Source organism: Paenibacillus sp. FSL R7-0345, from assembly GCF_038595055.1.
Classification (GTDB): Bacteria; Bacillota; Bacilli; order Paenibacillales; family Paenibacillaceae; genus Paenibacillus_AQ.
On the sequence record NZ_CP152002.1, the window covers coordinates 882414 to 907500 of the forward strand.

Sequence of the window (25087 nt, forward strand, 5' to 3'; positions counted from 1 at the left end):
GCATGGAAGCCATGAAAGAATTAATGTCAGCCTATCAGGAAATCGCCTCCTATCTGGGAGATGAGAACAGCCTCTATATGCTTGAAGATTTGGCCGCCAGACAGAAGTCCGGTGAGTTTTATCTGCCTGTCATCGGACAATACTCGGCTGGAAAGTCCAAATTGATTAATACCCTGCTTGGTATGAATCATTTGCCTACCCGGGGAACAGAAACGACTGCCTTTCCTACATTTATTGCGTACGGAGAGGAGGAATATGCTTTCGTAGAGTACAGGGACGGCTCCATTTTACCCATATCTCCTGAAGATCTGGAAGCTTACCGGCACACAGGTAATGCTATAGGTGATATAAAGGCGCTTCATTTAAAGATTCGCCATTCTTTACTGGAGCAGGGTTTAGTCATTGTCGACACACCGGGATTTAATACACTGGTCCGCTCACATGAAGAAGTGACGCTTTCGGTAATTCCGCAAGCCCAATTTCTTATTTATGTCATGGGCAAACCGCTGACGGATTATGATACGCAGTTACTCCGTAATATCGGATCGATGGGTATTGAGCTGATCTTTGTGAGAACGAAGCTTGATGAGGTCAAACGCTCGGAGGAGTCACTTGAGGAGGTGCTTCAGGTGGAAAGTGCCAGAATGCAGTCCTTTTTGGAGCGGAAACGTCCTTTTTTTGCAATAACCAGTGATAGTGAGCTGCTTAAACAGGCAGAATGGAAGCGCCGGATCGAAGCTGTACAGGAATATATCTCTGGTCAAATGAATCCCCGCTTGCAGGATTTATGGAAACAGAGCCTGAATGGACGGCTTCTCAGGTTAGGCAGGGATTTCATGAACAATCTGAGAGAGCGGGAGCTACTGCTGAAATCTGCGGGTCAGGTGGACGCAGGCCGGCTGCAAGAGCAGCTGGTATACCTGGAACAGCAAATGGCCGTGATGAATACATCGCATTCCGCGAGCAGTCTGCAGATACAATCTGAGCTTGCCGCTTATCAGTGGAAGATCAGAAGTTCGGCCAATGAATGGAAGGATGCCTGTGCCTTGAAATTCCAGCAGGAAATTGAAAGACAGTCCGATATCAACAATATGCAGAAACAGGCTCTAACCATCGCTAACCGGCAGATTGAACTGCACATGCAGCAGATTCAATTGATGCTTACCGGCTATCTGCAGCAGATGACTGAACAAGGCTTTAAGGGAGCACAGCACCGGATTGAGGCCCTATCACAGCAGCTGGAGAATAACCTGAAGCTGGAGATTCCGTTTGAGCTGAGTCTTCCGGATGCGGAGCGGCTCTACCAGACCCGGCATTATGTAATGGATCAGCTGCAGGAGGAGCTCGAGGCATTAGCTGAATTGCTGCAGCGAAGTGACGCCGAGCTGAGTGAATACAATCTCAGCAAAGAGAACATTCAGGAGATGCTGCAGGAGATGGTGCTGCGGACCTCTGAGGCCAGAAATGAAGTGGAGGGTATCGGAGCCTATGCCCCTCAGATGAAATGGGTAGAAGGAGATGAACGCGCTTCAGAGTTCATGGGGCAGATGGGCAATCTTGCCGACTGGCTGACTATGTTTATTCCCGCCAAAGGGGCTGTAACCGTTGCCGCCAAAGCGGAGAAGATCGGCAAGGTTACCCAGCTTGTCCAGAAATTTAATGGTTCAGCCAAGGTTCTGCAAGCTGCAACGAAGACAGCGGAAGCAGCTTCTAAAGGGACTGAGCTGCTCAAAAGTCTGGATAAAGCTGTCGATATGATAGGCAAGGCCCGGGGAGTCCAGGAGATCATCCGGCAGAAAATTCCTAAGGAGCAATCAGGTCTGCTGGATGCGATTACGCTGGAGTACTGGTTCAGTAAAGCTGGCTCCCTCTTTGACACTCCGGCACATTATGAACTGGATAAAGTGGCGGAAGCTGCTTACCTGAACCGGAAGCGTGAACTAGAGCATCGCCAGCAGCAGGCTGTTCAAAAGGAATTGAATCAGCTGGAGGAGCTGCAGCTGATTCGCCGCAAAGAGGAGCGGGTCCAGAAGGAGAAAGAGCTGTTGCTCAAGAATCACAAATCGCTTGAACGGCAGCTGGAGATGGAGCGGGACAAAGCGAACAGAGAGGCAGCGTCGTTGTATGCCCGTCAATTGGGCGGACTTTTTGAAGAAGAGCTGTCCAAGGTCCATGACCTGCTATTAAACCAGCTTGATCAGGCCTATCATCAGCAGGTGCAGGCCATTGTAATCTCGGCTACATTTGAGAGCAGGCAACGCGTGGAGTCAGTGCAGAGTCATTTGCAGCAGCTGCTGGACGAGAAGCAGCGTTATGCCATGGGGCAGGAACAGTCAGTGGTTCAAGTACAGAAGTATCTGGAATGGCTGGAGGCAACTGCGGCAGAAATGGGTGATCCGGTATGAATCTAATGAAAAGGTCCCTGCAGGCACATCGTCCTGTGTTCGTTGCCGGAATGCCGGGCATGATGGAAAGATATCAATTATTCCGCGGACTGGTAGGTACGGAGTTCAGGGGTTTCCTTCCGGTCCGGGAATCCGATGTGGGTACGGAAATCCCATTGTTCTTCTTCCCGGGCGGAGAGAACAGGGTATGGGCTGAACTGGACTCTGGTGATTATGTACCTTTCCCGCTTCAGACCAGCAGCTCCCCGCACGTGACCGGTATATATTTTTCCGTCTCACAGGAGCTTCTTCCAAGCGGATTTATATTTATTATGCTGCCTTTTTATAAACGGTCATTTGACTGGGATTTCTCATTCGAAGAGCGGTACCGGGACTGGATGAAGCCGGATTCGAGGCTGTTATGGTTCGATTGCTTCCCTTATGCAGAGGAGAACCAGCTGGTGACGATGAGTGAATTGCGATCAAAGCTTAATCCTTTGAATACGACAGTTGGTCTCCTCCGTTCCGGGCGCCGCTTCGGGTATTCGGATTTGACCGGAGAAGAGATTGCGTTGATTCAGGCCAATCAGAATTGGATCACCCAGGGGAGCTGCGACGGGACAGCGGTAATTGAATCAGAACTCAGCCGGGAGCTGTTCACTTCTATTCTTTACAGAAAACGTGTATATTCTCTTCCGATTCATTCTATTATTAAAGCTGATATCGGGATGAAGCATAGGATATTCCGTAAGAACTATACTATTGATTTCGAGGAGCAGATTCTGGAGGAATTGACAGCGGGCTTTATCGAGCCTATTTTTGGGTACAAGGGTTGGATCAAGGAATCCGCTGATTTAGTTGCCGGATGGAACAAGCAAGCCCGCAAGCTGCTGCTTCCCCACTTGAATGAGCTGTTAATGGCGCTGGCCGCCAACAATCTGTACGGGACGGAAGTGTATGACTGGGACAAGCTGATGAAGGCCAAGCTGGAATCAGCCTGGAAAAAAGGCTTTAAATATATCAGCAGTAATTGTGATCAGGACTGCCTGCTGTTGAAAGGAATCGGCGAGCTTCAATACATGGCTGCCATTAAAAAAGTGAAAGGCCAGTATATAGAAGCTATGCAGTTTGTGCTGAGTGAGATCATTTGCAGTACGGTGGAGGAGCTGCTTGAGCAGCATTATGACCTGTGGAACAGGCTTGCTTAAAGGAATTATAGGGGGATGGATTAGAACATGAAGCTTAAAACACTGGCAGGCTGCGGGATTTTTGTTCTGGCTGCGGCACTGTTACTTCCTTTATACGCCGGATATGGCGTTCTAGGTTATGTCCTCACTGTAATCGTATCATTAATCATTGCCGGTATCAGCTATGTTATAGCTGGAGCTGCAGAAGGCCGGCATTCAGAGATACATGATGCAACAATCCAGGCGCAAAAGGATATTGCGGCGGGCTGCCGGCAGCTTGCTGAACAGCATGGAAGTTTTGTCCATTACTCAGAGGTTATTCAGCAGAAGCTGCTAAAAGGAAGCGAAAATATGAGCTCCTTTCAACAGGAGTCATTACAGCAACTGGAGCGTACAAGCCAAGTAATGATATCCATTGCTTCTGGTCAGCATGAGCAGGTCAGACTCGTAACCGAGCAACTGGGTGAATTCACCTCCCGGATCATTCAATTGTTTGAAGGCCGGCTCAAAGAAGAGTTTGAAGCCATCCAAGCCGCCAACCAGATGATCGGGCAGACATTAGCCGAGCTGAAATTGGTGACTGTGAATTCAGCGGATAGTCAGTCAGAATACCAGACCAGGCTGGAGACAACCTACAGAGGTATAGCAGAGCATTTGAATAACAGCCAGAAGGACTGGATGAAGCACTTGAAGCAGCATATGACTGAGATGAAGCTGGCTGTCGAGGATGCGGCAGAGGATACAGGCAGAGGTGTGAAGGATATACTGAAATCGCAGAAAAGAGATGTTAGTGAAGCTATTGAAGAGATGCGGGCAATCCAGGATAAGACGATGCAGAAGCTTGAGGAACAAGGCGAGTATCAGAAGGAAAGTGTAGAGATACTTAAAAAACTGCAGAGTGAAATTCTTAGTTTGAACCAGCAGGACATTAATTTAATCAGCAAGCTGATGGAGAGGGTATAGTATGGACCGGGAACAGGAGCATCCATCCCTGCAGATGTGTCTCAAAACACTGATATTGAAGCTGCTGCAGACGGAGATTGAAGCTTTCTATTTTAATGCTGAAACCCAGTATAAAATGAGTCTGCTTGCCCTGCATCCTTCAGATCAGGCCCGGCAGATTGAAGCGGGACTTACGATTATTGACGAGCTGATCATTAGTATCGAACGCAATATGGGCTGCGGAAACCTGAAACGCGCGCTCCATTTTGTCGTCATTTTGCAGAAGCAAATAAATCAGATCCAGACAAAGCTGGAACAGCTCAATTTCCTGGAACTGGTCCGCTAATACGAAGATAGACCGCACAGCTGATAGTATAATTGTGTGGTCTTTTTTGTCTCCTGTTACACGCTTGGAATGAAGGATGCAGCATCAGTAGACCATCTCCCGGGGATCCATGCTATAGTTAACCCTGACAGCCTTTGCGCTGATTTTTACGATAAAAGAGGTTGACCATGCAGATTCAAATCGGAGACCAGACCCTGAAGCTGAACATTCAGTACAGCAAACGAAAAAAAATATCCCTTCAGATAGATGGGGCCGGCCGGCTTAATGTAAAGGCGCCAAAAGGCACGGCTGATGAGGTGATCCTCAGCGCAGTCCAAGGCCATAGTGCCCTGATCACAGAGCAACTTCGCAGCCTGGAGGCAGCCAGACAGGTTCCGCAGCCGAAGAAGTACCAGGAGGAGGGAAGCTTCCTCTATTTAGGCAAGGAGTATCCGCTGCATAAGCTGATTGCAGTTGGGGAGCAGGATGCGGAGACGCTGAAGCTGGAGCTTAAGAAGTTCTATTTTAACAGTCTGAAAAAAGTGATTGCCGGACGGATGCCGGAGTACCAGAACCAGCTGAAGGTAAAGCCGAAGTCGTTCGAGATCGTGGAGTCCCGCACCAAATGGGGGAGCTGCAGCGCGGACAAGAAGCTGACCTTCAACTACCGGCTGGCCATGGCCCCGCCCGAGGTGATTGATTATGTAATCATTCATGAGCTGTGCCATCTGCTGCATATGAATCATGACCGCTCGTTCTGGCGGCGGCTCGGCAGCATTATGCCGGACTATAAGGAGAAGGAAGCATTCCTTGCCCGTTTCGGCGGGTTTATGACGCTGTAATTTAAGCAATAGAAGTAGCAGGATGCTTCATGTTTCCGGCAAAAGAAAACCCGCTGCCTGCTTTTACGAATAAGCCGCTGTCATAAGGAGCGTTGCTAATGTCAAGGCCGCTGTAATCAGGCGTATAGTGAAAAACAATTTGTATAGTGCTGCTATCCGTAAGCTTGGACAATATAGAATGAATGTCAGGCGCCCGGCGGCCGATAATATCAAAAAGATGCAGCTGATCACCCTCCTGCCGGTGGTAACCGGGATGGGTCATCACCGTGCCGAGCTGAACGGCTTGTACCGTGCTCCCGTCAATGACAGGTCCAGCAGATTAACCGATACGTTGGCCACAATCTGACCTCCCGCCGCATAGGAAAAGGGGATATAACGTCCGTCCCAAAAACCCTCCTGATACCAGCGGTCCAGCTCCAGGCCGAAGGTATCTGACGCAAGCGCGAAGAAGCTGGTCCGCAGCTGTTCCTTTTGTCTGTAGTCTTTAACGAATTGCAGATTGCGCATAGCCGATGCCTCCTAAAAAATTCCTTCTATTAATATAGCTAATATTCCACACCCCGTACCCTGGAAAAAATCATCGTATCCCGCAGCAGACCGTCCACATCGCATTTGTCATTGCGGAGTATGCCTTCGAGTGTGAAGCCGCAGCGTTCAGCCACCCGTGCGCTTTGCACGTTGCGTGAGTCACAGCGGATCTCAATCCGGTTCGCCTGCAGCTCTTTTACCGCATAGTCTGTTATCGCTCGCACTGCCTCCGTTATATATCCCTGTCTGCCGTATGACGTGCGGACCCAATAACCGATTTCGAATTTCCGGGTCTGCCAGTCAATCCTGTGCAGTCCGCTGCTCCCTATAAGAACGTCAGTGTCCTTATGGAACAGGAGCAGTCTAAGGTCGGTGCGCTCCAGGAACTCCAGCCGGGATCTGCGGATGCTGGCTTCCGACTGCTCAATTGTAGGCAGTTGACTGGCCCAGGGCATCCATAGGCGCAATTCCCCGAAACTCTCTAGCACAGCTTCATTCACTGCTGCCCCGTCTCCCCATAACGCCGAACGGATGATGAGCCGCTTGCTTTCGAACCGGTCCGGAATGGATAACAGAACCGGTTCATTTGCTTTATTTTCCATTGTGCTGCCTCCAGATATACATTTATAGGGAAAATATCCCATCCATCTACCACCTAAGTATACTAAGAAGGATACGCTAAAGGATAATGATTTTTCCTCCTTTGTGTAATTCACAATCCAGGCCGGGAAAGGTATCTTATATAGTAAGAAATGTTCTTTATTAAGAACCCGCAAAGAAGTCAGTAAGTGGAGGCTTTCCTATGAGTGCGATCGCTGGTATCTATCATCTGCAGCAGCATAGTCTGAACCCGGAATGGGGCGTGAGCCTGATGAAGGAGCTTAACCGTTACCCGGCAGATGATGCGAGAGGCTGGCAGAACCGGGATATCTTTCTCGGATGCCATTCACAGTGGATCACTCCGCAATCGGTAAATGAACAGTTGCCATACTATGATCCTGAGCGGAGGCTTGCTATTACGGCTGATGCGATCATCGACAATAGAAGTGAACTGTTTGGTTTGCTGCGTGTCCCTCATGAGGACCGGGAAGCTATTCCGGATAGCCTGCTAATCCTGCTTGCCTATGAGAAATGGGGCGAAGAAACGCCTGCACATCTGATTGGCGATTTTGCCTTCATGATCTGGGATGAACGGCAGCATAAGCTGTTTGGCGCAAGAGATTTCTCAGGTAACCGTACGTTGTATTTTCATCAGTCGGGTACTCATTTCGCTTTCTGTACGGTCATTCATCCGCTGCTGTCGCTGCCGGGTGCAGGACAGAGGCTGAATGAACAATGGGTAGCTGAGTTTCTGGCCATTCAGGACAGAGTGGATGCTGCGGACTGTTTCTTAACCGTATATGACTCGGTCGGACAGCTTCCTCCCGCTCACTCCGTCTCCATAACCGGCGGGAATATTGTCTTCTCCCGCTACTTAACAATCCAGGCTCCCCCGAAGCTGCGGCTCGGCTCCAACTGGGAATATGAGGAGGCATTCCGGGAAGTGTTTGGAAGGGCAGTGAAGGATCGGCTCCGTACATACCGCGCGGCGGGGGCTAACCTCAGTGGAGGATTAGATTCCGGATCAGTTGTCAGCTTTGCGGCAGAGGAGCTGCGCCGGCGCGGCCAGCCGCTCCATACGTTCAGTTCGTATCCGGTAGACGGCTTCACCGGCTTCAAGCTCGGCAACCGGGTTGCAGATGAACGCCCTTATATTCAGGAAACGATCGATTATGTGGGGAATATTCAGCCAACCCTGCTTAATTTTCCGGAACGCAACTCCTATAACGATATTGATGACTGGCTGGGCATTATGGAAATGCCCTATAAATTTATCGAGAATTCGTATTGGCTGAAAGGTATTTATGAGCAGGCCCAGCAGCAGGATATCGGTATCCTGCTCAGTGGACAGAGGGGGAACTGGAGTGTTTCCTGGGGGCCGGCGCTGGATTATCAGGCCAAGCTGCTCCGTGAATTCCGCCTGCTCTCCTTCTACCGGGAGCATAAAGGCTATAACCAGTCCATGCAGGCGAACCGCAGGCTGGTTATGAAGATTGTAGGCAGGAAGGCTTTTCCTGAGATACGCGGTCTGTTGTCCCGCAGACAGAGCCAGGAGGAGCTGCCTGAGCTGATTAACCCCGGATTTGCGAAACGTACAGAGGTGTATGAGCGGCTGGAGCGGTTTAATATAGCCGGGGACCCGTCCGCACAGAGCATTTATGATTTCCGCAAAAGACATTTCGAGCAGCCGCACATCTGGAATGTGAACGGTACGGTTGCTACGAAGCTGTCGCTGAAATACCGGGTGTGGGACCGTGACCCGACAAATGACCTGCGTGTGATCAGGTTCTGCCTCTCTGTTCCCGAAGAACAGTATGTCCAGAAAGGCGTAGACCGCTCGCTGATCCGCCGCGCAATGGCCGGGCGCCTGCCGGACAATGTCCGGCTGAACCGCAAGCGGCGCGGGGTACAGGGGGCAGACGGCATTCAGCGGATGCTGCCGGAATGGGGAGCGTTTCTGGGTGAGCTGCGGGAGATGACCCGTGACCCGCAGGCTGCGGTATATCTGAACAGCCCGGGGCTCGCCGGATGCTTGGACCGGCTGGGTAGTGAGCCCGAACCTCATCTGATTTTTAATACAGATTTCCGCCTGCTGGCACGCGGACTTGTCTTTTACAGGTTCCTGAAGCGCCTGTCATGAGGAAATCCCTTGAAAGGAGGTGACAAACATGAAAAAGGAATACAGCAAGCCTGCTTTGGAAGTACTCGACGTTAAGATGACTATGGCTGGACCGGGACTGGCAATCGCCGACTCCTTCCAAAGTGATCCGGATGAGATCGTACATCACTCCTAAGAGCATTTGGTACGAGGAGCCCTCATCCCCCTGAGCTTGCTGGAGGGGGATAAGGGCTATTTCCATCATTTTAGGCAAGGGAGGAACGGGTATGGCAAGCACAGTCCAAGGTCTGGCGTATCAAGCTTTCGGCCTGCAGATATTCAGCGAATTTCCTTTACCGGAGCTTCCTTTGGCAGAGGAGCCGGGATTAAACGGCAGCGTGGCAGTCATCCGGGGAGAGCTTGCAGCGCGCTGGGAGGCCATTCCCAAGATTACTCCGAGCGTTGGTGTTCTGGGAAGAGAGGTCATGTTCGAGGTGAAGGGTAAGGCAGTCTTTTCCGTTCAGGACGGGATCCGGATTACGGTCGATCCTGCAGCGGGAGCCGATATGGACAGTGTCCGGCTGTACATCCTGGGGAGCTGCATGGGAGTTCTGCTCATGCAAAAACAGATCTTGCCGCTGCACGGCAGTGCACTTGTCCTTAATAACCGGGCTTATGCGCTTGTCGGCCAATCCGGAGCGGGCAAATCTACGCTTGCCTCCTACTTGATGGAGCAGGGTCATCTGATGCTCAGTGACGACGTTATTCCCGTTATCGTGCAGGACGGCCAGCCGTTTGCAGTTCCAGGCTATCCCCAGCAGAAGCTGTGGCAGCAGAGTCTGGACTATATGGGAATGAATTCGTCCGGCTACCGCCCGCTGTTTGAGCGGGAGACCAAATTTGCTGTTCCGGTGCATGACCGTTTTCAAAAGGAACCGCTGCCGCTTGCCGGTATTTTCGAGCTGGCGGTATCTGCTGAGAACGGGCCTGTAACCGTAGAGCCAATAAACGGAATGGAAAGGTTCCACACCTTATACAATCACACCTATCAGAAGGCGATGATTGACCGGACCGGTATCCGGGAATGGCATTTCGGCATGCTGGCTTCCTTTATGAACAGACTGCCGGTCTACCGGATCACCCGGCCGCAGCAGGGGTTTAGCGCTCCGCAGCAGAGTGCGCTGATTTACGACACGATTAAACCAAAGACAGAGGAGGGTTAAGAATGAGTACTGCAAATGTGTTGTCCCTTGAAACGGTGCTTGTTCAGCAGCCGGGGAATATCGCCAGCGACATGGACGGCGAGAAGGTGATGCTGAATATCAAGAACGGCAAGTATTACAATCTGGGCGAGGTTGGCGGAGAAATCTGGTCGGCGATAGCACAGCCGGCGCCGGTAAGCCGGATCGTGGAGGTTATTCAGCAGACTTTCGATGTTCCGGCGGAGACAGCAGAGCGGGATGTACTCGAATTTGTACATAGCCTGCTGACCGAGGATCTGGTCGCCATTGATTCTGCATCATGAAGGGCATCCGGAGGCTGCAGCGGCTGATCATCCAGGACCGGGCTGTCCTGGCCCTTCTTCCCGAAGCGCTGTGGCGCCTGTTTCTGGCGAGAATCCTGCTTCTGTTTCCTTTTGCCAGAACGGCACCGCAGCTTGGCCTGAAATCTCAGGAAACTGCGGCGGAAGTAAAGGCTGCCGATGTGCAGAGCATTCAGCAGATTACCCGGGCGATCCGGGGCGGGAGCAAGCTTACCCCCTGGAAAAGCACCTGCATGGTGCGGGCAGTTGCCGCTCTGAACATGCTCGAAAAGCGCGGAATTGAGAGCACTTTGTACATGGGAGTCGCCAGAGATAAGCAGGGGCAGATGATTGCCCATGCCTGGCTGCGCAGCGGACCGTATTATGTGTCCGGTGATGACGCGATGCGGGGATTTGTTGTGGTCGAGAAATTTGCCAAGGTGATACAAGCCGGGTAATCGAGGTGGGATCATGCAAGCTATTATCTATTATGTCCGGCAGCTTCAGCAGCTGTCCGGAGTCAAGCTGTATTTGAATTTGCTCGGCATGGTCATCAGCGGCCTGCTGGAGAGCTCGGCTATTCTGCTGCTGGTGCCGATGCTCGGGATGGCCGGACTGCAGCTTGGCGGGGCAGGAGCGGGAGCCGCTTTTAATCTTCCTATGCTCGGCTTTATATCAGAGCTGCCGCAGACAACGGCGCTTATGCTGGTGCTGGGCTCCTATATCGGCATTGTCCTCTGCCAGAATCTGATCGCACGTTTTGTGGCGGTCCGCAATGTGGAGATTCAGCAGACCTACGGCCGGCAGCTGCGATATGAAGTATACAGTGCCCTGCTGCGGGCAGAGTGGTCTTTTTTTCTGAAAAAAAGAACCTCCGACCTCGTTAATCTCATGACTACAGAAATCGCCCGGGTGCTTGCAGGTATCAGCTGCTTCCTGCAGTTTCTTACCTCGCTGCTGTTCACGCTGGTGCAGATCACCTTTGCCTTCTGGCTGTCGCCGCAGATGACGCTCGCTGTGATTGTCTGTGCGGTCCTGCTGTCTTTGTTCTCGCGCAGATTTATCCGTAAAGCCAAAAAATTGGGCAGCCGCAGCACCCAGCTCGGCAAAACATACCTTGCCGGTATCACCGACCAGCTGAACGGAATTAAGGACATTAAGAGCAATAATCTGGAGCAGTCGCGGCTGGAATGGCTGCACGGATTTACTGGTGAGGTAAAAAATGAACAGCTGGAGTATACCCGTCTGCGTTCGAATTCCCAGCTGCTCTACAAAATGTCCTCGACTCTGCTGATTGCCCTCTTTATCTTCGTTTCCTTCCGGTTCCTTCATGTGGAGGGTCCGAATCTGCTGCTGGTTATATTGGTGTTCGCCAGACTGTGGCCGACCTTCTCCTCTTTGCAATCCTTGATGGAACAGCTTGCTTCTGTTCTTCCTTCCTTTAAGCAGCTTAAGGAAATGGAAGAGGCATGCCTGCAGGCTGCGGAAGAAGGCCCGGCGGCAGGAAACGGGAAGACGCCTGCACCTATGGTGCTCAAGGAAGGCCTGGAAGCGCGTGATGTCCATTTCCGCTATGATCCGCAGAAGCCTGAATATTCGATGCAGGCTGTGAATGTTACGATTCCGGCTAACCGCATGACGGCCATAGTCGGACGCTCCGGTGCAGGCAAAAGCACACTCGTTGACCTGCTTATGGGTCTGATGCAGCCTGAGTCAGGGGTTATTCTGGCTGATGGTGCACCGATTACGGGAGACAGGCTGCTATCCTACCGCCGCTCTATCGGCTATGTAGCCCAGGACCCGTTTCTCTATAACGCTACGATCCGCGATAATCTGACGATGATCAAGCCGGACGCCAGTGAAGAAGAGCTGTGGGAAGCGCTGGAGTTCGCCTCCTCAGCCGAGTTCGTGCGCAGGCTGCCTGAAGGGCTGGATACGCTGATCGGCGACCGCGGCATCCGCTTGTCCGGCGGCGAACGGCAGCGGCTGGTACTGGCCCGGGCGATCATCCGCAAGCCGTCGATCCTGGTGCTGGACGAAGCGACGAGTGCGCTCGATACCGAGAATGAGCAGAAGATCCAGGAGGCACTGGACCGGCTGAAACACTCGGTCACGCTGATTGTCATTGCCCACCGCCTGTCCACCATTCGCGGGGCTGATCAGATCCTGGTGATTGACCAGGGCCGGGTCATTCAGCAGGGTGTATACGGCAGGCTCGCCTCGGAAACAGGCGGCATGTTCAGCCGGCTGCTCAGCAGCCAGGAAGCTATGTAGCTGTTAACGGGAAGGAACGTATATCAACAAAGCCCCAGTCTCTACTCACTGTAGATGCTGGGGCTTTGTTGAGGTTATTGTATATCTTATCTAACAGTAACAGTAACGCTAACGGTAGCTTTCCGCAGCCTGCCTGGTGAGTTGTGCTCCAAGCAGTGGGGAAAATCCTTGCTCAGCCCTTGCCTAGTTGGATTTTTGCTACTTAATTCAAGTATTTTTCGGCTTTTACGACTATTAGTTGGAAAAACGGCATTTATTTTGAGCTGTTTATCGCTCAGGGAGCCATTTCGGCGATATTAAGTATCGTTTTTCCAACTAGTTACCCGGAGGAGGCGATCAGCTAAGAAATAAATGCCTATTTTCCAACTAAATATACAGCTCACGCTTCCGCCCGGCCAGTCACCTTACGCCAGCTCCAGAGGAACGGACGCAGCGGAAAATACAGCACATGCAGCGGCTTCGGCAGCGGCAGCGTCCGGGCATCTACTGCATAGGGATACAGGAAGCCTGCTGCCCGCAGCATACGGTTCCGGGTAGTCAGAATCGCCGGCTGGTATGCCTTAAAGTGCTGCTCAACTTCCGGCTCCAGCGGAGGGTCATTCAAATTGACCATCCGTGCTACATAAAAGATAGCATCTTGCGCCAGTCGCTGCGCCTTAGGCTTGTCGGTCAAGGCTGCCAGCCTGGAATCGAGCGGAGTATCGAGCAGGCCAGCAGCCAGAATGAGCGTCTGGCCGGCAATCGCTTCACAGTTATACTGCTTCAGCAGCTGGAGCAGTCGCTGGGTGTCAGGCTGCTGGAGCAGCAGCTTGTTGATATCGAGCAGCCATCTCAGCCGGGACCAGGCATGGCGCGCACCATGCGAGACCAGGAAGAGGAACAAGTCCTCGCGGCCCAGATAACGTACATCTGATCCGAGCAGCGTACTTGTCCGCGCATTCTTCCACAGCTCCGCAAAATCCGGCTCGGCGGAAGGGCCGGGGCCCAACCGCCAGTGGACCTCCAGCTTTATTTTGCTATGCGGATGATTGAAGGTTAAGTGATGCTCCCGCCATTTCCAGTCCCCCAGAATACTCTCATACACCTCGATCTTCTCATACCCCTGCTGCAGCAGGAATGCCTCTGTCTCTGCCAGCCGGTCAATGGGCACCATGAAATCAAGGTCGCGCGAGGTGCGCAGGGAGAAATCGCCGTATAAATCCTCAGCAAGCACAGGCCCTTTGAGAAAAATCGAAGAGATTCCCAGCTTGTTTAGCTCAGCCCCAATCCGGGCCATCTCCCCGCTAAGCTGAAGCATCCGGACAGTGTTACTGCGGTACTCCTGCTGCAGCCGTTCGCTGACATGGACAGGGATTAGGGTGGTTTTCATGCGGCTGAGCTTGGGATACAGGTATGGGAATACACGATGATGCAGAGTGAGCCGGATGAACAGCTTCCAGTCGATATCTGTGAATTGCTGCGGATTTTGTTCTGCCAGCTCATCAACAGAGCCTGCGTTAAGCAAGTGAAGAAGAAGCGATATTTCCTTGGATAAGCTCCCCTTGTCAAGGGTATACCGGTCAGTCATAGGGACTCTCCTTACTGGGGATTTTGGTAGGTTTGGAGCGGTTTTGTTCGGTTTAGAGAACGCACAGAGAGCGTACCACCGGCGACAGAATAATGTCAATTTAAAAATGGAAATAAATATATGTAATTAATAAATAATAGAATTACCCGGATTAAAATACGCCTAAACTCTTATAACGCATTTATAGGTCGAATGTAACAGGGTATTCCGATATAATATGACAATCAAGCATATACGGAGGAACTGACAATGACAGATATCGGCATGCTCGGCATTCCCGGTGCAGACACTTGGCGGAGGATTGAGCCGGTGTTAAAGGGCTGGTCTGGCGACAAGAAATATTATATAGAAGATAATGCAGGGACGAAGCTGCTGCTCCGGCTGTCGGAGGCCAGTACCCTGGAACGGAAAACAGCAGAATTTGCAGTCATCCGGAAGTTTAACCGTCTGAACTTTCCTATGTCGCAGGCTCTCCGTATGGGTACCTGCGCCGATGGGCAGGTATATATGCTGCTGACCTGGGTTGAGGGGATTCCGCTGGAGGATTGTCTGACCGGACTACCTGACCAGGAACAATACAGGCTGGGAGCAGAGGCGGGCGGATTTCTCCGCGAAATCCACGGCATCCGCAGCGATAAGGATCTGTCCGGCTGGGAAGCAGCCATGCAGGCCAAGATCCTGAGAAGGATTAAGGAATACGAGGATTGTCCTTACAGACTGGAGAACGATTCTGTTGCTATCGGTTATGTACAGGAGAATATCGGACTTATTCATAACGTGGAGAAGGTATATCATCACGGGGATTTCCATGCCGGCAATCTGCTGTACACCCCGGCAGGCGGGATTGGCGTCATTGACTTCAACCGCTGGGATATTGCCGATTACGCCGAGGAATTCTATAAGGTCCAGTTTTTTGACCGGAAGCTGAGCATTCCCTTTGCCAAAGGCAAGCTGGAAGGCTACTTTGCAGGTCCGCCGCCGGAGTCTTTCTGGCAGAGACAGGTACTGTATGTGGCATACAGCTCGCTTTTTTCAATCAAATGGGCGATTCCCTTCGGGGAAGCAGAGGTTCAGGGGATGATCGCTATCGCCAGGCAGGCTTTTCAGGATTACGATGATTTCCACAGACTGATTCCGCGCTGGTATGCAGAGTAATTTCGGTGCCAGAGATTGAAATTAAGCAGCGCAAACGGTAGAATTGCACTACCAACAGATTTAACCAAGAAAGGGATTGTATCTTTTGACTAATGAAGAACTGAACCAAGAGCTGCCGGAGAACTATTCGGAGCTGAAGAAGGCGGCAGGCCGGACTGCGGACTGGAGAGCGCGCCTTGCGGCTGTTGAGGAGCTGGGCAACTGGAATCACAAGCAAGTTATTGATATTCTGAATCGCCTGATGACCAGCGATCCTGTATATACCGTTCAAGAAGCTGCGTACCGGAAGCTGAGTGCTTTCGGTGAAGAAGTAACCGCACCGTCCAAGAGCAAGCCTGAGCTGTTCAAAGGGATCGGCAAGATTATGCTGCGCATCAAGAAGAGTCTTCCGCGTGAGCACACCTACGAAGACTTCAAGGAGAAGCTGCAGAAGATGCGGATCGACATCTACGATGCATATGAAGGCGAGAAGGGCGAAGAATTCGACAAGTGGCTGGAGCAGCAGTGGCAGTCAGCGAAATAGTAAAGGGTGACAATAATCAATATGCATAACGATTCCTATGAATCCCTGCTATCTGCGCAGTTTCAGGAGTACCTGGAGCTCTCTGCCGGATTCCGGCCTGATTATATTGCCAGTCTGGGGAAGAACGCGGAAGGAAGCAAGGCAATTACGGACACTGCTCCGGATGCTCCCGGGCTGCTGAAGGCCATTTACGGCCAGGTCGCCGGGACAAGCAGTGGAGAAGAAGAGCCGAGCCTGATCGAATTTATTCCCGGCTACCGTCTGATCCATATTACCGAGTATGCGCAGGAGATGCAGGTGCTGGCCGGCATTCTGAAAGAGAAGGGACACAGCGCGGGCGGCAGCGTTTTTCCTATTCTGACGAACTACGGCAGTGACTTTATCTGTCTGTGGCAGCGGGAAGATGGTTCGGAAGTGATTTGTGACCTGCTGAACGACTTTGGTGATCTGGTTGTGATGTACAACTCCCCGGAGAAGTTCCTGGAGACGCTGTGTGAATTCTATAAGCAGGAAGCCTATTTCCTGGATGAAGACGGGTTCCTCGACTGTGATCTGATCAAAGAAGGCGAGATCGGTACAGAGCTGAATCCGGGAGCGCAGTATTGGTCAGAATAAAAAACAAAGCCCCATGCTCCGCTGTAAGCGGAACACGGGGCTTTTTGATGTCTACGGGTTATTGCTGGGCCTCACGTTTTTCCTGCTCACGCAGCTCTACGCGGCGGATCTTGCCGGAGGTTGTTTTCGGCAAGTCGCTGATGAATTCGATTTTACGCGGATATTTGTAAGGCGCCGTCATTTCCTTGACGTGACTCTGCAGCTCCTTAACCAGCTCAGGTGAACCTGCATTGCCGTCTTTCAGGACAATGAAGGCCTTGACGACAGAGCCGCGGATCTCATCGGGACTGGCGACAACGGCGCATTCCTTAACCAGTGCATGCTTCATCAGCGCATCCTCAACCTCGAACGGGCCGATGGTGTAGCCGGAGCTGATGATAATATCGTCACCGCGGCCCTCGAACCAGAAATAACCGTCTTCATCCTTGCGCGCCCGGTCCCCGGTTACGAAATACTCGCCATGCGTGGCATTGGCTTTGCGGTCCGGATCCTTGTAGTAAGTCTTGAACAGGGCAGGCATGCTGAGATGCACCGCAATATCGCCCACAACATTTGGAGGAACCGGATTTCCGTCCTCGTCAATGACTTCGGCAATTCCGGGAGCAATCGACTTGCCCATAGAACCGATCCGGATCGGATCATCCTTGAGGGCAGCGATAATCAGCGTGCTCTCTGTCTGACCGTAGCCGTCGCGGATCGTAATATCGAAATGCTGCTGGAAGGTGTTGATGACCTCCTGGTTCAGCGGCTCGCCTGCAGATACGGCACAGCGCAGCTTGGACAGATCATACCGTGACAGTCCTTCAGTCTTCGCCATCAGGCGGTATTCCGTAGGGGTGCAGCATAAGACCTGAATGCCCTCATCCTGCAGCAGCTGCAGATAACGGTCTGGATGGAAGGAACCGTTGTAGACAAAGCCGGTAGCCCCATTGCCGAGCACTGTCAGGAACGGGCTCCAGATCCATTTCTGCCAGCCCGGCGCTGCAGTAGCCCAGACGGTGTCTGATTCACGGATTTCCAGCCACTGCGGAGAAGTAATCCGCAGATGGGCATAACCCCAGCCGTGGGAATGCACGACTGCCTTGGGGTTGCCGGTGGTACCGGAGGTATAGGCCAGGATAGCAATATCGTCGCGGCTGGTGACGGGTGTCTCCAGGAAATCAGGTTGTCCTTCCATCAGGCTCTCCAGATCCCTCCAGCCTTCTTCAAGCTCGTCCTTATTTCCTGATACCGACAGGCGATAGTCGAGCGCTGGCAGATCATCAGTGATCTTGTTAACTTCGCCGGTCACCTCTGACCAGACAATAACGGCTCTGGCCTCCGAGTGGCGCAGGCGGTAGGACAAATCCTTGGCCCGCAGCATTTCAGAAGAAGGGATAACGGCAAGGCCAAGCTTGAGGCAGGCCAGATAAATAACGTAAGCGATAATGCGGCGCGGTACCATGACCAGCACACGGTCGCCTTTATGAAGTCCCAGTCCGGCAAGTCCGCCGGCAAGCCGGTTGGCCTGCTTACGCAGTTCCCCGTAGGTGATTTGCTCGCAGCTTCCATTTTCATGTAGCCATTTAAGTGCAATCTTATCCGGCGGATGCTGTTCCATTTCCGAAGTCAGATTGTAGATTTCAGGTGCGATGAAGCGCTGATTGTCCAAATGAACCTCTCCTAATAAACGTGATGGTGCAGCTATTATAGTATACCATGTTCCTTTAGGACCAGATGCTAAACAGTGGCAATAACTTTCAAGAGGTTTTGTGACTCTTTTGTTAACTGCTTTCTTTGAGGGGGCTGTGGAATATTTATCATAGTAGCGAATGTTATAATCAGGGCAGAGTCTTATTTCAAGGAACAGGCGGTTGAGACCCATGCAGGCGAATAAACTAGAACAATTGCAGGACATGCTTAGTGTAATCCAGCAGACGTATCCGGAAGATGCGGCTGTGGTGCTGGCTGATACAGACAAGGTGCTGGCGTATCTTCCGGGTCAGCAGATTGACTTGAAGGTTCCGGTCGGGGCTCCGATAGAAAAATTCAAAGGAACCGTTTCCTACAGAGCCATGGAGACAGCAGCTGTTCAGCGGGAGGAGCGGGGAGCGGAAGCTTTCGGTGTCTCTTATCTTTCTTCGGCGGTGCCCGTTATCGAGAACGGAACCGTAATCGGCGTTATTGCCGCGATGGTTTCAACCCACCGTGCAGCATCGCTTCAGGATGGGGCGCAGGAGCTGTCCTCCCTGGTTCAGGAGATGACCGCCACCTCGGAAGAAGTGAACCGTTCGGCGCAGGGGGTTACGGAGCGGCTGGATGAGCTGGCGGGCCATTCGCGTGACATGGTGCGTGATATTGAGAACAGCTTTGAAATTCTGTCTACTGTCAAAAGAATAGCCGACCAGTCGCATATGCTCGGACTGAACGCGGCAATTGAAGCGGCACGGGCGGGAGAGCAGGGCAGGGGCTTCGGCGTAGTGGCGACTGAGATCCGCAAGCTGGCTGGTGACAGCCATTCGCTCGTGCAGAATATCCATTCCCAGCTGGCCGGCATGAAGCAGGCCATCCTGCAGATGGACCGGTCGATACAGGAGATTAAAGGCTTTTCCCAGCACCAGGGCCAGTCGATGCAGGAGCTGAGCCGGGCGTATGAGCATGTTGCCCGTACAGCAACTGACTTATCAAATCTGTAGTTACCCTGGCAACTTGCCGGAAAGAGAGGAATACATATGAAGCCTTCACACTTTGATGAGATTTTCACCATTATGGAAGCCTCGTTTCCTGTAAGCGAGATAAGAACCTATAGCGGCCAAAAGGCTTTGCTGGACAACCCTCATTACCGGATTTACACCGAACAGGATGAGGGCGGCCGGCTTATTGCTTTTTTGGCAGCCTGGGAGTTTCTGGAACTTCGATTTGTTGAACATATTGCCGTAAGTCCGGACGTCCGCAGCGGGGGAACCGGCCGCAGGCTGATGAATAGCTATCTTGCGCGTTCCCCCAAACCGGTGCTGCTTGAGGTAGAGCCGCCGCAAGGTGAACTGGAACAGCGTAGAATCGGCTTTTACGAACGGCTTGGGTTTCATCTTAATCCTTATGATTATGTGCAGCCCCCGCTGCGCTCCGGACAGCAGGAGCTGCCGCTGCACATTATGACGTATCCACGTCCTGTAAGCGCAGAGGAGTTCCGGCTGTACCGGAATATACTGTATACACAGGTCTATCAAGAGGCTGCCCCTGGCAGCGAATAACGATCCGTTCCAGCGCAGCAGCCCGCGTAATCCATGTGATTGCGCGGGCTGTTCTATTTTGCCGAGAACGCGTCTTGAAATCCTTCTTTACAATCCGGATACAAGTTCGAAACAAGTTCATGGTTAAATGAATTCATAGCCAAGAACAACACAAACTACTAACTTACCTATAAAGGAGACGATATTCAATGAAAAGCAAAAAAATGATCATAGCAACTATGGTGTTCGGGATGGCCGTTACAGGCTCAGCAGGTGTCTATGCAGGAACGAATCTGCAGAAGATCAGTGCCTATCTCAATCACAGCATCGGTTTTAAAGTAAACGGATCGGCTTATACGCCTGTTGACGGAAACGGCAAGACGCTTGCGCCCATTACTTACAACAACACAACTTATCTTCCGGTACGTGCGCTGGCCGATGCCTTGAAGGTTCCGGTAACCTTTGACGCTTCTGCCAACCAGGTAGTGCTGGGTAATTCATCAGGAACGACAACACCGGACAGCGGCTCGACCATCACTCTGGCGGCAGTTAATTACAGCGCGGCACAGAAAGAGCAGATTACAAAAGCTTTTGCAAACTACCAGGGCTTTGAAACAGCGTATGCTCCGGCCCAGATGATCAGCGGGGACAGCTTTGTCAGTGTCGGCGGCGGTGAGGATGGCGTGAGCTTCCTGTTCAAGCATATGCGTGTTAACATTTCGCCGCGTGATTACTCTTATGACTACGACGGAACTACAGTGAAGCTGCCTGATGGAACAAGTGCCAAATGGTACACACCTTCCGATATTCCAATGCTGACGTTCAAGCTGGATGACCGTTTTGTAACAATCAGCTCGCCGGATCAGTCGCTCAGCAAAGCGAAGCTGGAGAAGGTAGCCGCTAATGTTGCGAAACTTAAGTAAATAAATTAAGGCTCCAAGGCCTGTGAGGTGAAAATAGAAAGCAGCAGCCTGCTCTGTGCACACAGAAGCGGCTGCTGCTTTTTTAAGTAAAAGAGTGAATCCGGCCTTACTTATTGGTGCTGTGGGTCTTGTTGGCCAGTCTGGCCTGCGGGGATCCCTGCCCCCGGCGTTTGTTCTTCTCCGCCTTGCGCTGGTTCTCCTGAAATTTTGCTACAAATTCATGGGTGTTCATTCTTATCGGCCTCCTATCGGGATGTAAGTATAGTCTGTGCAGAACTCCCGTTACTATGCCCGTTCAAAGGAGGCTTAATATATGGCGGGGCGCTTATTCCTCCGGCGGCTCAAGCGCCCCGTAGAGGGCGAGCGCCTTTAAGGCCGAGTCACGCATCCGCTTCTTGAGCAGGTTGTTTTCGGTCACTCGCACTCTTTTGCCCAGAAAACGGAGCTTGGACAATACATATTCGCCCTCGTTGCCGGGATAGGTTAGGGTAATGGAGTAGGTACCGGTCTGCCCGTCATAATGTACCTCTTTCTCAAAGCAGGAAAAAGCGTACAGGATCCGCGACAGCTCCCGGTTATATTCCGGCTGTACCTGTATAACGGCCCGCTGCTTCCTGCTTTCCAGAAAGCCATGGATTTCCTCCAGCGCAGCAGCATAAGCATCCGCCTGAACCGGAACCGGGGAGATGGAAGCTATTTTGGACAGCCTGACGCTCAGGAAGTTACGCCGCTTCCAGCTGTACCAGAGCAGATACCACTCCCGTTTGACCATGGAATATTCCAGGCGGTAAGGCAGACCGGACTGTTTGGGGCTGATCAGGCCATTTTTCAAAATGAATGTCAGCCAGACCCCTTGCTTCTGCTGGATGCATTGCCGCAGCGTCCTCAGGAGCGGATGAAAGACCTGACGCTCTTTGCTTGAAGCCTTGTGGGACAGATGCTCATGCATATTGACCGTCTCGTCCTGCTGCAGCAGATCACGGAGCTTATCAAGAGTGGAAGCAGAGAAGGCGGATGCGGATGAAGGGTGTGCCAGCATCAGCTTCAGCCAGGAGCGTTCATGGGAAGTGGACAGAAAGGCTCCGGAATCCTCAAGTCTGGACAGTACCCTGTAATTAAAAATCTTTTCAAAAGGATTCATAATAATCCAGCAGCTCCTTCCATTCCTGAATCAGTTCCTTGCGCAGCTGCAGGGGCTCAAGAATCTCACAGCTGGATCCGAAGCTGCGCAGCCAGGGCTTGATTTCCGTTATCCCGTTGACCGTTATCTCATATATAAAAGAATGCTCGTCCTCCCCGGTGATAGTTCCCCATTGTCCCTGAAGCAGCACCCGTTCCTTTACAAAATTGTTCCCGGTACCCGGCAGCGGATGAATAAATTTGGCGCGGACCGTTACGGGAGAACCTGTATCAATCATCCAGCTCTGGGACAGCCGCTGCTCCAGCAGCTTTTTTTCAGCCTGTACAAGCTCTTTAGCAACCTGTTCCGATTCTGTTATTTGGGTGATACCCTCCAGCCGGTATTTGCGGATGCTTTTGCGTTTATCACTTGCGAGCAGATACCATCGTCCGTACTGATGATCATAGATGATCTTGAGCGGCAGCGCCTGCTCCAGCTTGCCCTCCGATTCCCGTCCGAACAGCGGGTTGGTCGGCTTGGCAGCATAGCTCTTGCCTTCTTTGGGGGAGAAGTAGAGAAACTGCACCTTGCGGTGTTCCCGCATAGCCGATACCAGCGGATAGAGGTGGGCTTCATCCAGAATCCGCGAATAGTAATGATATTTATATAAAAAAGGATCGGCCGCCATATCCGTCAGATCCCGCCGGTTCAGCTGCTTTTTGAGGCTGTCGCGCAGCAGGTAGCCCTGGACAGAAGGAACCTGTGTATTGGCCATCACATCAACAAAATCAAACAGCTCGCACAGCTCGTCATCGGACAGCTGCCGGATCAGGTCATCATACAGCCGGTACCGGTAGGGACGCGGCCCGGGCTGCTTCGTGATGACTCCGACCTCCTCAAGATACTTCAGGTCTCCGCGCAGCGTTTTCTCATCGGGAAAAAACCTTCAAGATCTTCTCCGCTGCAGCATAGCTCCAGCAGCTCTTTCAGTGTCATTGGCTGCCCGTTCAACCCGGCAAGAATGAGGGAAAGCCGCAGAGACTCGGATTCCTTAAGTGATTTGGCCCGGAACAGAAACAGCAGGACCGGTTCGGCGGAATCATAATAGTTGAACCTGAAAGTATCGGTGAAGTCTTTATTCTGATCTACCGGCAGATCCTCCTGCATCGTTTGAACGACTTCCTTCAGTTTCTTAACGGTTTTATCAAAGGTGTGGACTGAAATGCCGAGTCGCTCAGCAAACTGCTGGCGGCTGTAAGCCCCGCTGGTCAATACAAGCATGCGCAGAAATTGGATTTCCTTATCAAAGCTCTCTTTGGCCATGTGATCCTCCGGTTTATTAATGTATTCTTATTGTAACTTTGCCATTCCTGGATTACCCCGGTTAAAGTAGCGTAGCGCAGCTGTCGATCATGCATTGTTTTGATGGAGATCACCCCGTTATTACAGAATATAAAAGGATGTCTAACAAATGCTGCATATATTGACGTTAGAGCTGTGATCAAGTTGCAGGCTGCAGTAAAGAAATCAGAAGGTCAAATTAAATAAAAAAAGCTTGCATAGTTTTTCTCAACATGGTATATTCTAATTCCGGCCAAGAAATGCTGAAAAGCATCGACGCCAAGCTCGAAAAAAGAAATTAAAAAAGAGCTTGCATCGAACGGTTGGATGTGATATAGTATAAGAGTTGCTGATGACGAGAACATGGAAGTCAACAACGAGCTTGATCTTTGAAAACTGAACAACGAGTGAGTATCGGAAATCACTTCGGTGAGATCCAAAAATTGATGATTTTCACAGCGTCTTGTGCGCTTTTGAAATTCATCGTGAGAATGTAAATTCTCGTCAGATGTTTCAAAATGAGCAATCGCTCTTTTCGATAGTTTTCGGATGGTTATTTCCTCGGAGTCATTCGGGTGAAGTGGCCGCTCGGAAAAACCTTATTGGAGAGTTTGATCCTGGCTCAGGACGAACGCTGGCGGCGTGCCTAATACATGCAAGTCGAGCGGAGCTTATCCTTCGGGGTAAGCTTAGCGGCGGACGGGTGAGTAACACGTAGGCAACCTGCCCCTTAGTCTGGGATAACTACCGGAAACGGTAGCTAATACCGGATAATTTCTCTTTTCGCATGAGAAGAGAATGAAAGGCGGAGCAATCTGCTGGTAAGGGATGGGCCTGCGGCGCATTAGCTAGTTGGTGGGGTAACGGCTCACCAAGGCGACGATGCGTAGCCGACCTGAGAGGGTGAACGGCCACACTGGGACTGAGACACGGCCCAGACTCCTACGGGAGGCAGCAGTAGGGAATCTTCCGCAATGGGCGAAAGCCTGACGGAGCAACGCCGCGTGAGTGATGAAGGTTTTCGGATCGTAAAGCTCTGTTGCCAGGGAAGAACGTCCGGTAGAGTAACTGCTACCGGAGTGACGGTACCTGAGAAGAAAGCCCCGGCTAACTACGTGCCAGCAGCCGCGGTAATACGTAGGGGGCAAGCGTTGTCCGGAATTATTGGGCGTAAAGCGCGCGCAGGCGGCTATTTAAGTCTGGTGTTTAAACCTTGGGCTCAACCTGAGGTCGCACTGGAAACTGGGTGGCTTGAGTACAGAAGAGGAAAGTGGAATTCCACGTGTAGCGGTGAAATGCGTAGAGATGTGGAGGAACACCAGTGGCGAAGGCGACTTTCTGGGCTGTAACTGACGCTGAGGCGCGAAAGCGTGGGGAGCAAACAGGATTAGATACCCTGGTAGTCCACGCCGTAAACGATGAGTGCTAGGTGTTAGGGGTTTCGATACCCTTGGTGCCGAAGTTAACACAGTAAGCACTCCGCCTGGGGAGTACGGTCGCAAGACTGAAACTCAAAGGAATTGACGGGGACCCGCACAAGCAGTGGAGTATGTGGTTTAATTCGAAGCAACGCGAAGAACCTTACCAGGTCTTGACATCCCGATGTAAGCATTAGAGATAGTGCCCCTCTTCGGAGCATCGGAGACAGGTGGTGCATGGTTGTCGTCAGCTCGTGTCGTGAGATGTTGGGTTAAGTCCCGCAACGAGCGCAACCCTTGACTTTAGTTGCCAGCAGGTTAAGCTGGGCACTCTAGAGTGACTGCCGGTGACAAACCGGAGGAAGGTGGGGATGACGTCAAATCATCATGCCCCTTATGACCTGGGCTACACACGTACTACAATGGCCAGTACAACGGGAAGCGAAGCCGCGAGGTGGAGCCAATCCCAGCAAAGCTGGTCTCAGTTCGGATTGCAGGCTGCAACTCGCCT

At 51.8% G+C, this 25087-nt stretch carries 24 protein-coding genes, 1 rRNA gene and 1 pseudogene (1 of these 26 running past the window's edge); 18 read left to right on the plus strand and 8 right to left on the minus strand.

Features of this window, described 5'->3' with window-relative positions; all coding sequences use genetic code 11:
* Positions 1-2: 2 nt before the first annotated feature.
* The 5 genes from NST84_RS03695 (at position 3) to NST84_RS03715 (ending at position 5680) form a co-directional block, all read left to right on the plus strand.
* Positions 3-2405 (plus strand): dynamin family protein, encoded by a 2403-nt coding sequence (locus NST84_RS03695; RefSeq protein ID WP_342564310.1) that lies wholly within the window; start codon positions 3-5, stop codon positions 2403-2405.
* Positions 2402-3592: a hypothetical protein gene (locus tag NST84_RS03700; protein WP_342564311.1), complete on the plus strand. Its 1191-nt coding sequence runs from the start codon at positions 2402-2404 to the stop codon at positions 3590-3592. Before NST84_RS03695 ends, NST84_RS03700 begins: the two co-directional genes overlap by 4 nt.
* 27 nt (positions 3593-3619) lie before the next feature.
* Entirely contained in the window at positions 3620-4534 is a 915-nt protein-coding gene (locus NST84_RS03705) for a hypothetical protein (protein WP_342564312.1), read from the plus strand.
* A 1-nt stretch (position 4535) separates the two neighbouring features.
* Positions 4536-4859 (plus strand): hypothetical protein, encoded by a 324-nt coding sequence (locus NST84_RS03710; RefSeq protein WP_342564313.1) that lies wholly within the window; start codon positions 4536-4538, stop codon positions 4857-4859.
* Positions 4860-5026: 167 nt separating this feature from the next.
* Positions 5027-5680, plus strand: a complete 654-nt coding sequence (locus NST84_RS03715) for a SprT family zinc-dependent metalloprotease (RefSeq protein ID WP_342564314.1) — start codon at positions 5027-5029, stop codon at positions 5678-5680.
* A gap of 1 nt (position 5681) precedes the next feature.
* Here NST84_RS03715 and NST84_RS03720 read toward each other — a convergent pair whose 3' ends face one another.
* Genes NST84_RS03720 through NST84_RS03730 form a run of 3 tightly spaced genes read right to left on the minus strand, consistent with a single transcriptional unit; the run spans position 5682 to position 6810 of the window.
* Positions 5682-5942, minus strand: a complete 261-nt coding sequence (locus tag NST84_RS03720; RefSeq protein ID WP_342564315.1) for a hypothetical protein — start codon at positions 5940-5942, stop codon at positions 5682-5684.
* Positions 5942-6187, minus strand: a complete 246-nt coding sequence (locus NST84_RS03725) for a hypothetical protein (protein WP_342564316.1) — start codon at positions 6185-6187, stop codon at positions 5942-5944. The genes NST84_RS03720 and NST84_RS03725 overlap by 1 nt, the downstream gene beginning before the upstream one ends.
* Before the next feature lie 38 nt (positions 6188-6225).
* Complete coding sequence (locus tag NST84_RS03730; protein WP_342564317.1) at positions 6226-6810, minus strand: GNAT family N-acetyltransferase; 585 nt, start codon at positions 6808-6810, stop codon at positions 6226-6228.
* A gap of 200 nt (positions 6811-7010) precedes the next feature.
* On the opposite strand from NST84_RS03730, the gene NST84_RS03735 reads away from it, so the two are divergent.
* From NST84_RS03735 to NST84_RS03760, 6 genes are all read left to right on the plus strand, one after another.
* Positions 7011-8948: an asparagine synthase-related protein gene (locus NST84_RS03735; RefSeq protein ID WP_342564318.1), complete on the plus strand. Its 1938-nt coding sequence runs from the start codon at positions 7011-7013 to the stop codon at positions 8946-8948.
* A gap of 28 nt (positions 8949-8976) precedes the next feature.
* A complete protein-coding gene (locus tag NST84_RS03740; RefSeq protein WP_039869839.1) occupies positions 8977-9102 on the plus strand; it encodes a paeninodin family lasso peptide in 126 nt (41 codons plus the stop codon).
* Between the two features lie 91 nt (positions 9103-9193).
* Positions 9194-10129 carry an aldolase gene (locus NST84_RS03745; RefSeq protein WP_342564319.1) on the plus strand — a complete coding sequence of 312 codons (936 nt, stop codon included), beginning with the start codon at positions 9194-9196 and terminating at the stop codon, positions 10127-10129.
* Between the two features lie 2 nt (positions 10130-10131).
* Entirely contained in the window at positions 10132-10431 is a 300-nt protein-coding gene (locus NST84_RS03750) for a lasso peptide biosynthesis PqqD family chaperone (RefSeq protein WP_342564320.1), read from the plus strand.
* Positions 10428-10886: a lasso peptide biosynthesis B2 protein gene (locus NST84_RS03755; protein WP_342564321.1), complete on the plus strand. Its 459-nt coding sequence runs from the start codon at positions 10428-10430 to the stop codon at positions 10884-10886. The genes NST84_RS03750 and NST84_RS03755 overlap by 4 nt, the downstream gene beginning before the upstream one ends.
* Positions 10887-10899: 13 nt before the next feature.
* Entirely contained in the window at positions 10900-12702 is a 1803-nt protein-coding gene (locus NST84_RS03760; protein ID WP_342564322.1) for an ABC transporter ATP-binding protein, read from the plus strand.
* A 379-nt stretch (positions 12703-13081) separates the two neighbouring features.
* Here the strand turns inward: NST84_RS03760 and NST84_RS03765 are convergent, their stop codons facing one another.
* Positions 13082-14269, minus strand: coding sequence for a nucleotidyltransferase family protein (locus tag NST84_RS03765; RefSeq protein WP_342564323.1), 1188 nt, complete (start codon positions 14267-14269; stop codon positions 13082-13084).
* Between the two features lie 249 nt (positions 14270-14518).
* Here NST84_RS03765 and NST84_RS03770 point away from each other — a divergent pair, with 249 nt between their 5' ends.
* From NST84_RS03770 to NST84_RS03780, 3 genes are all read left to right on the plus strand, one after another.
* Positions 14519-15424, plus strand: a complete 906-nt coding sequence (locus NST84_RS03770) for a phosphotransferase (RefSeq protein WP_342564324.1) — start codon at positions 14519-14521, stop codon at positions 15422-15424.
* Between the two features lie 85 nt (positions 15425-15509).
* Positions 15510-15947: a HEAT repeat domain-containing protein gene (locus tag NST84_RS03775; RefSeq protein WP_342564325.1), complete on the plus strand. Its 438-nt coding sequence runs from the start codon at positions 15510-15512 to the stop codon at positions 15945-15947.
* Between the two features lie 6 nt (positions 15948-15953).
* Complete coding sequence (locus NST84_RS03780) at positions 15954-16562, plus strand: hypothetical protein (RefSeq protein ID WP_342564326.1); 609 nt, start codon at positions 15954-15956, stop codon at positions 16560-16562.
* A gap of 58 nt (positions 16563-16620) precedes the next feature.
* Here the strand turns inward: NST84_RS03780 and NST84_RS03785 are convergent, their stop codons facing one another.
* Entirely contained in the window at positions 16621-18162 is a 1542-nt protein-coding gene (locus NST84_RS03785) for an AMP-binding protein (protein ID WP_342566340.1), read from the minus strand.
* 262 nt (positions 18163-18424) lie between these two features.
* On the opposite strand from NST84_RS03785, the gene NST84_RS03790 reads away from it, so the two are divergent.
* The 3 genes from NST84_RS03790 (at position 18425) to NST84_RS03800 (ending at position 20697) form a co-directional block, all read left to right on the plus strand.
* Positions 18425-19237 (plus strand): methyl-accepting chemotaxis protein, encoded by an 813-nt coding sequence (locus NST84_RS03790; RefSeq protein ID WP_342564327.1) that lies wholly within the window; start codon positions 18425-18427, stop codon positions 19235-19237.
* Between the two features lie 36 nt (positions 19238-19273).
* Complete coding sequence (locus tag NST84_RS03795) at positions 19274-19795, plus strand: GNAT family N-acetyltransferase (protein WP_342564328.1); 522 nt, start codon at positions 19274-19276, stop codon at positions 19793-19795.
* Between the two features lie 188 nt (positions 19796-19983).
* The gene (locus NST84_RS03800; protein WP_342564329.1) at positions 19984-20697 is read left to right on the plus strand and encodes a hypothetical protein; all 714 of its coding nucleotides are present in this window, start codon (positions 19984-19986) and stop codon (positions 20695-20697) included.
* Between the two features lie 106 nt (positions 20698-20803).
* On the opposite strand, the gene NST84_RS03805 is transcribed toward NST84_RS03800, so the two are convergent.
* The 3 genes and pseudogenes from NST84_RS03805 to NST84_RS03815 form a co-directional block, all read right to left on the minus strand.
* Positions 20804-20929: a DUF4023 family protein gene (locus NST84_RS03805; protein WP_081947453.1), complete on the minus strand. Its 126-nt coding sequence runs from the start codon at positions 20927-20929 to the stop codon at positions 20804-20806.
* Positions 20930-21022: 93 nt separating this feature from the next.
* A complete protein-coding gene (locus NST84_RS03810) occupies positions 21023-21838 on the minus strand; it encodes a WYL domain-containing protein (RefSeq protein WP_342564330.1) in 816 nt (271 codons plus the stop codon).
* Positions 21825-23140 (minus strand): annotated as a pseudogene (locus NST84_RS03815) (WYL domain-containing protein). Before NST84_RS03815 ends, NST84_RS03810 begins: the two are co-directional and overlap by 14 nt.
* A gap of 617 nt (positions 23141-23757) precedes the next feature.
* Here NST84_RS03815 and NST84_RS03820 point away from each other — a divergent pair.
* Positions 23758-25087: ribosomal RNA gene (locus NST84_RS03820) — 16S ribosomal RNA — on the plus strand (it continues 218 nt past the right edge of the window).

Coding starts and splice junctions, on each gene's coding strand:
- NST84_RS03740 (WP_039869839.1), top strand. CDS start 8,977: ATGAAAAAGGAATACAGCAAGCCTGCTTTGGAAGTACTCGACGTTAAG.
- NST84_RS03765 (WP_342564323.1), bottom strand. CDS start 14,269: ATGACTGACCGGTATACCCTTGACAAGGGGAGCTTATCCAAGGAAATA.
- NST84_RS03750 (WP_342564320.1), top strand. CDS start 10,132: ATGAGTACTGCAAATGTGTTGTCCCTTGAAACGGTGCTTGTTCAGCAG.
- NST84_RS03805 (WP_081947453.1), bottom strand. CDS start 20,929: ATGAACACCCATGAATTTGTAGCAAAATTTCAGGAGAACCAGCGCAAG.
- NST84_RS03790 (WP_342564327.1), top strand. CDS start 18,425: ATGCAGGCGAATAAACTAGAACAATTGCAGGACATGCTTAGTGTAATC.
- NST84_RS03795 (WP_342564328.1), top strand. CDS start 19,274: ATGAAGCCTTCACACTTTGATGAGATTTTCACCATTATGGAAGCCTCG.
- NST84_RS03700 (WP_342564311.1), top strand. CDS start 2,402: ATGAATCTAATGAAAAGGTCCCTGCAGGCACATCGTCCTGTGTTCGTT.
- NST84_RS03735 (WP_342564318.1), top strand. CDS start 7,011: ATGAGTGCGATCGCTGGTATCTATCATCTGCAGCAGCATAGTCTGAAC.
- NST84_RS03715 (WP_342564314.1), top strand. CDS start 5,027: ATGCAGATTCAAATCGGAGACCAGACCCTGAAGCTGAACATTCAGTAC.
- NST84_RS03755 (WP_342564321.1), top strand. CDS start 10,428: ATGAAGGGCATCCGGAGGCTGCAGCGGCTGATCATCCAGGACCGGGCT.
- NST84_RS03710 (WP_342564313.1), top strand. CDS start 4,536: ATGGACCGGGAACAGGAGCATCCATCCCTGCAGATGTGTCTCAAAACA.
- NST84_RS03705 (WP_342564312.1), top strand. CDS start 3,620: ATGAAGCTTAAAACACTGGCAGGCTGCGGGATTTTTGTTCTGGCTGCG.
- NST84_RS03725 (WP_342564316.1), bottom strand. CDS start 6,187: ATGCGCAATCTGCAATTCGTTAAAGACTACAGACAAAAGGAACAGCTG.
- NST84_RS03730 (WP_342564317.1), bottom strand. CDS start 6,810: ATGGAAAATAAAGCAAATGAACCGGTTCTGTTATCCATTCCGGACCGG.
- NST84_RS03810 (WP_342564330.1), bottom strand. CDS start 21,838: ATGAATCCTTTTGAAAAGATTTTTAATTACAGGGTACTGTCCAGACTT.
- NST84_RS03800 (WP_342564329.1), top strand. CDS start 19,984: ATGAAAAGCAAAAAAATGATCATAGCAACTATGGTGTTCGGGATGGCC.
- NST84_RS03720 (WP_342564315.1), bottom strand. CDS start 5,942: ATGACCCATCCCGGTTACCACCGGCAGGAGGGTGATCAGCTGCATCTT.
- NST84_RS03770 (WP_342564324.1), top strand. CDS start 14,519: ATGACAGATATCGGCATGCTCGGCATTCCCGGTGCAGACACTTGGCGG.
- NST84_RS03695 (WP_342564310.1), top strand. CDS start 3: ATGGAAGCCATGAAAGAATTAATGTCAGCCTATCAGGAAATCGCCTCC.
- NST84_RS03745 (WP_342564319.1), top strand. CDS start 9,194: ATGGCAAGCACAGTCCAAGGTCTGGCGTATCAAGCTTTCGGCCTGCAG.
- NST84_RS03760 (WP_342564322.1), top strand. CDS start 10,900: ATGCAAGCTATTATCTATTATGTCCGGCAGCTTCAGCAGCTGTCCGGA.
- NST84_RS03785 (WP_342566340.1), bottom strand. CDS start 18,162: ATGGAACAGCATCCGCCGGATAAGATTGCACTTAAATGGCTACATGAA.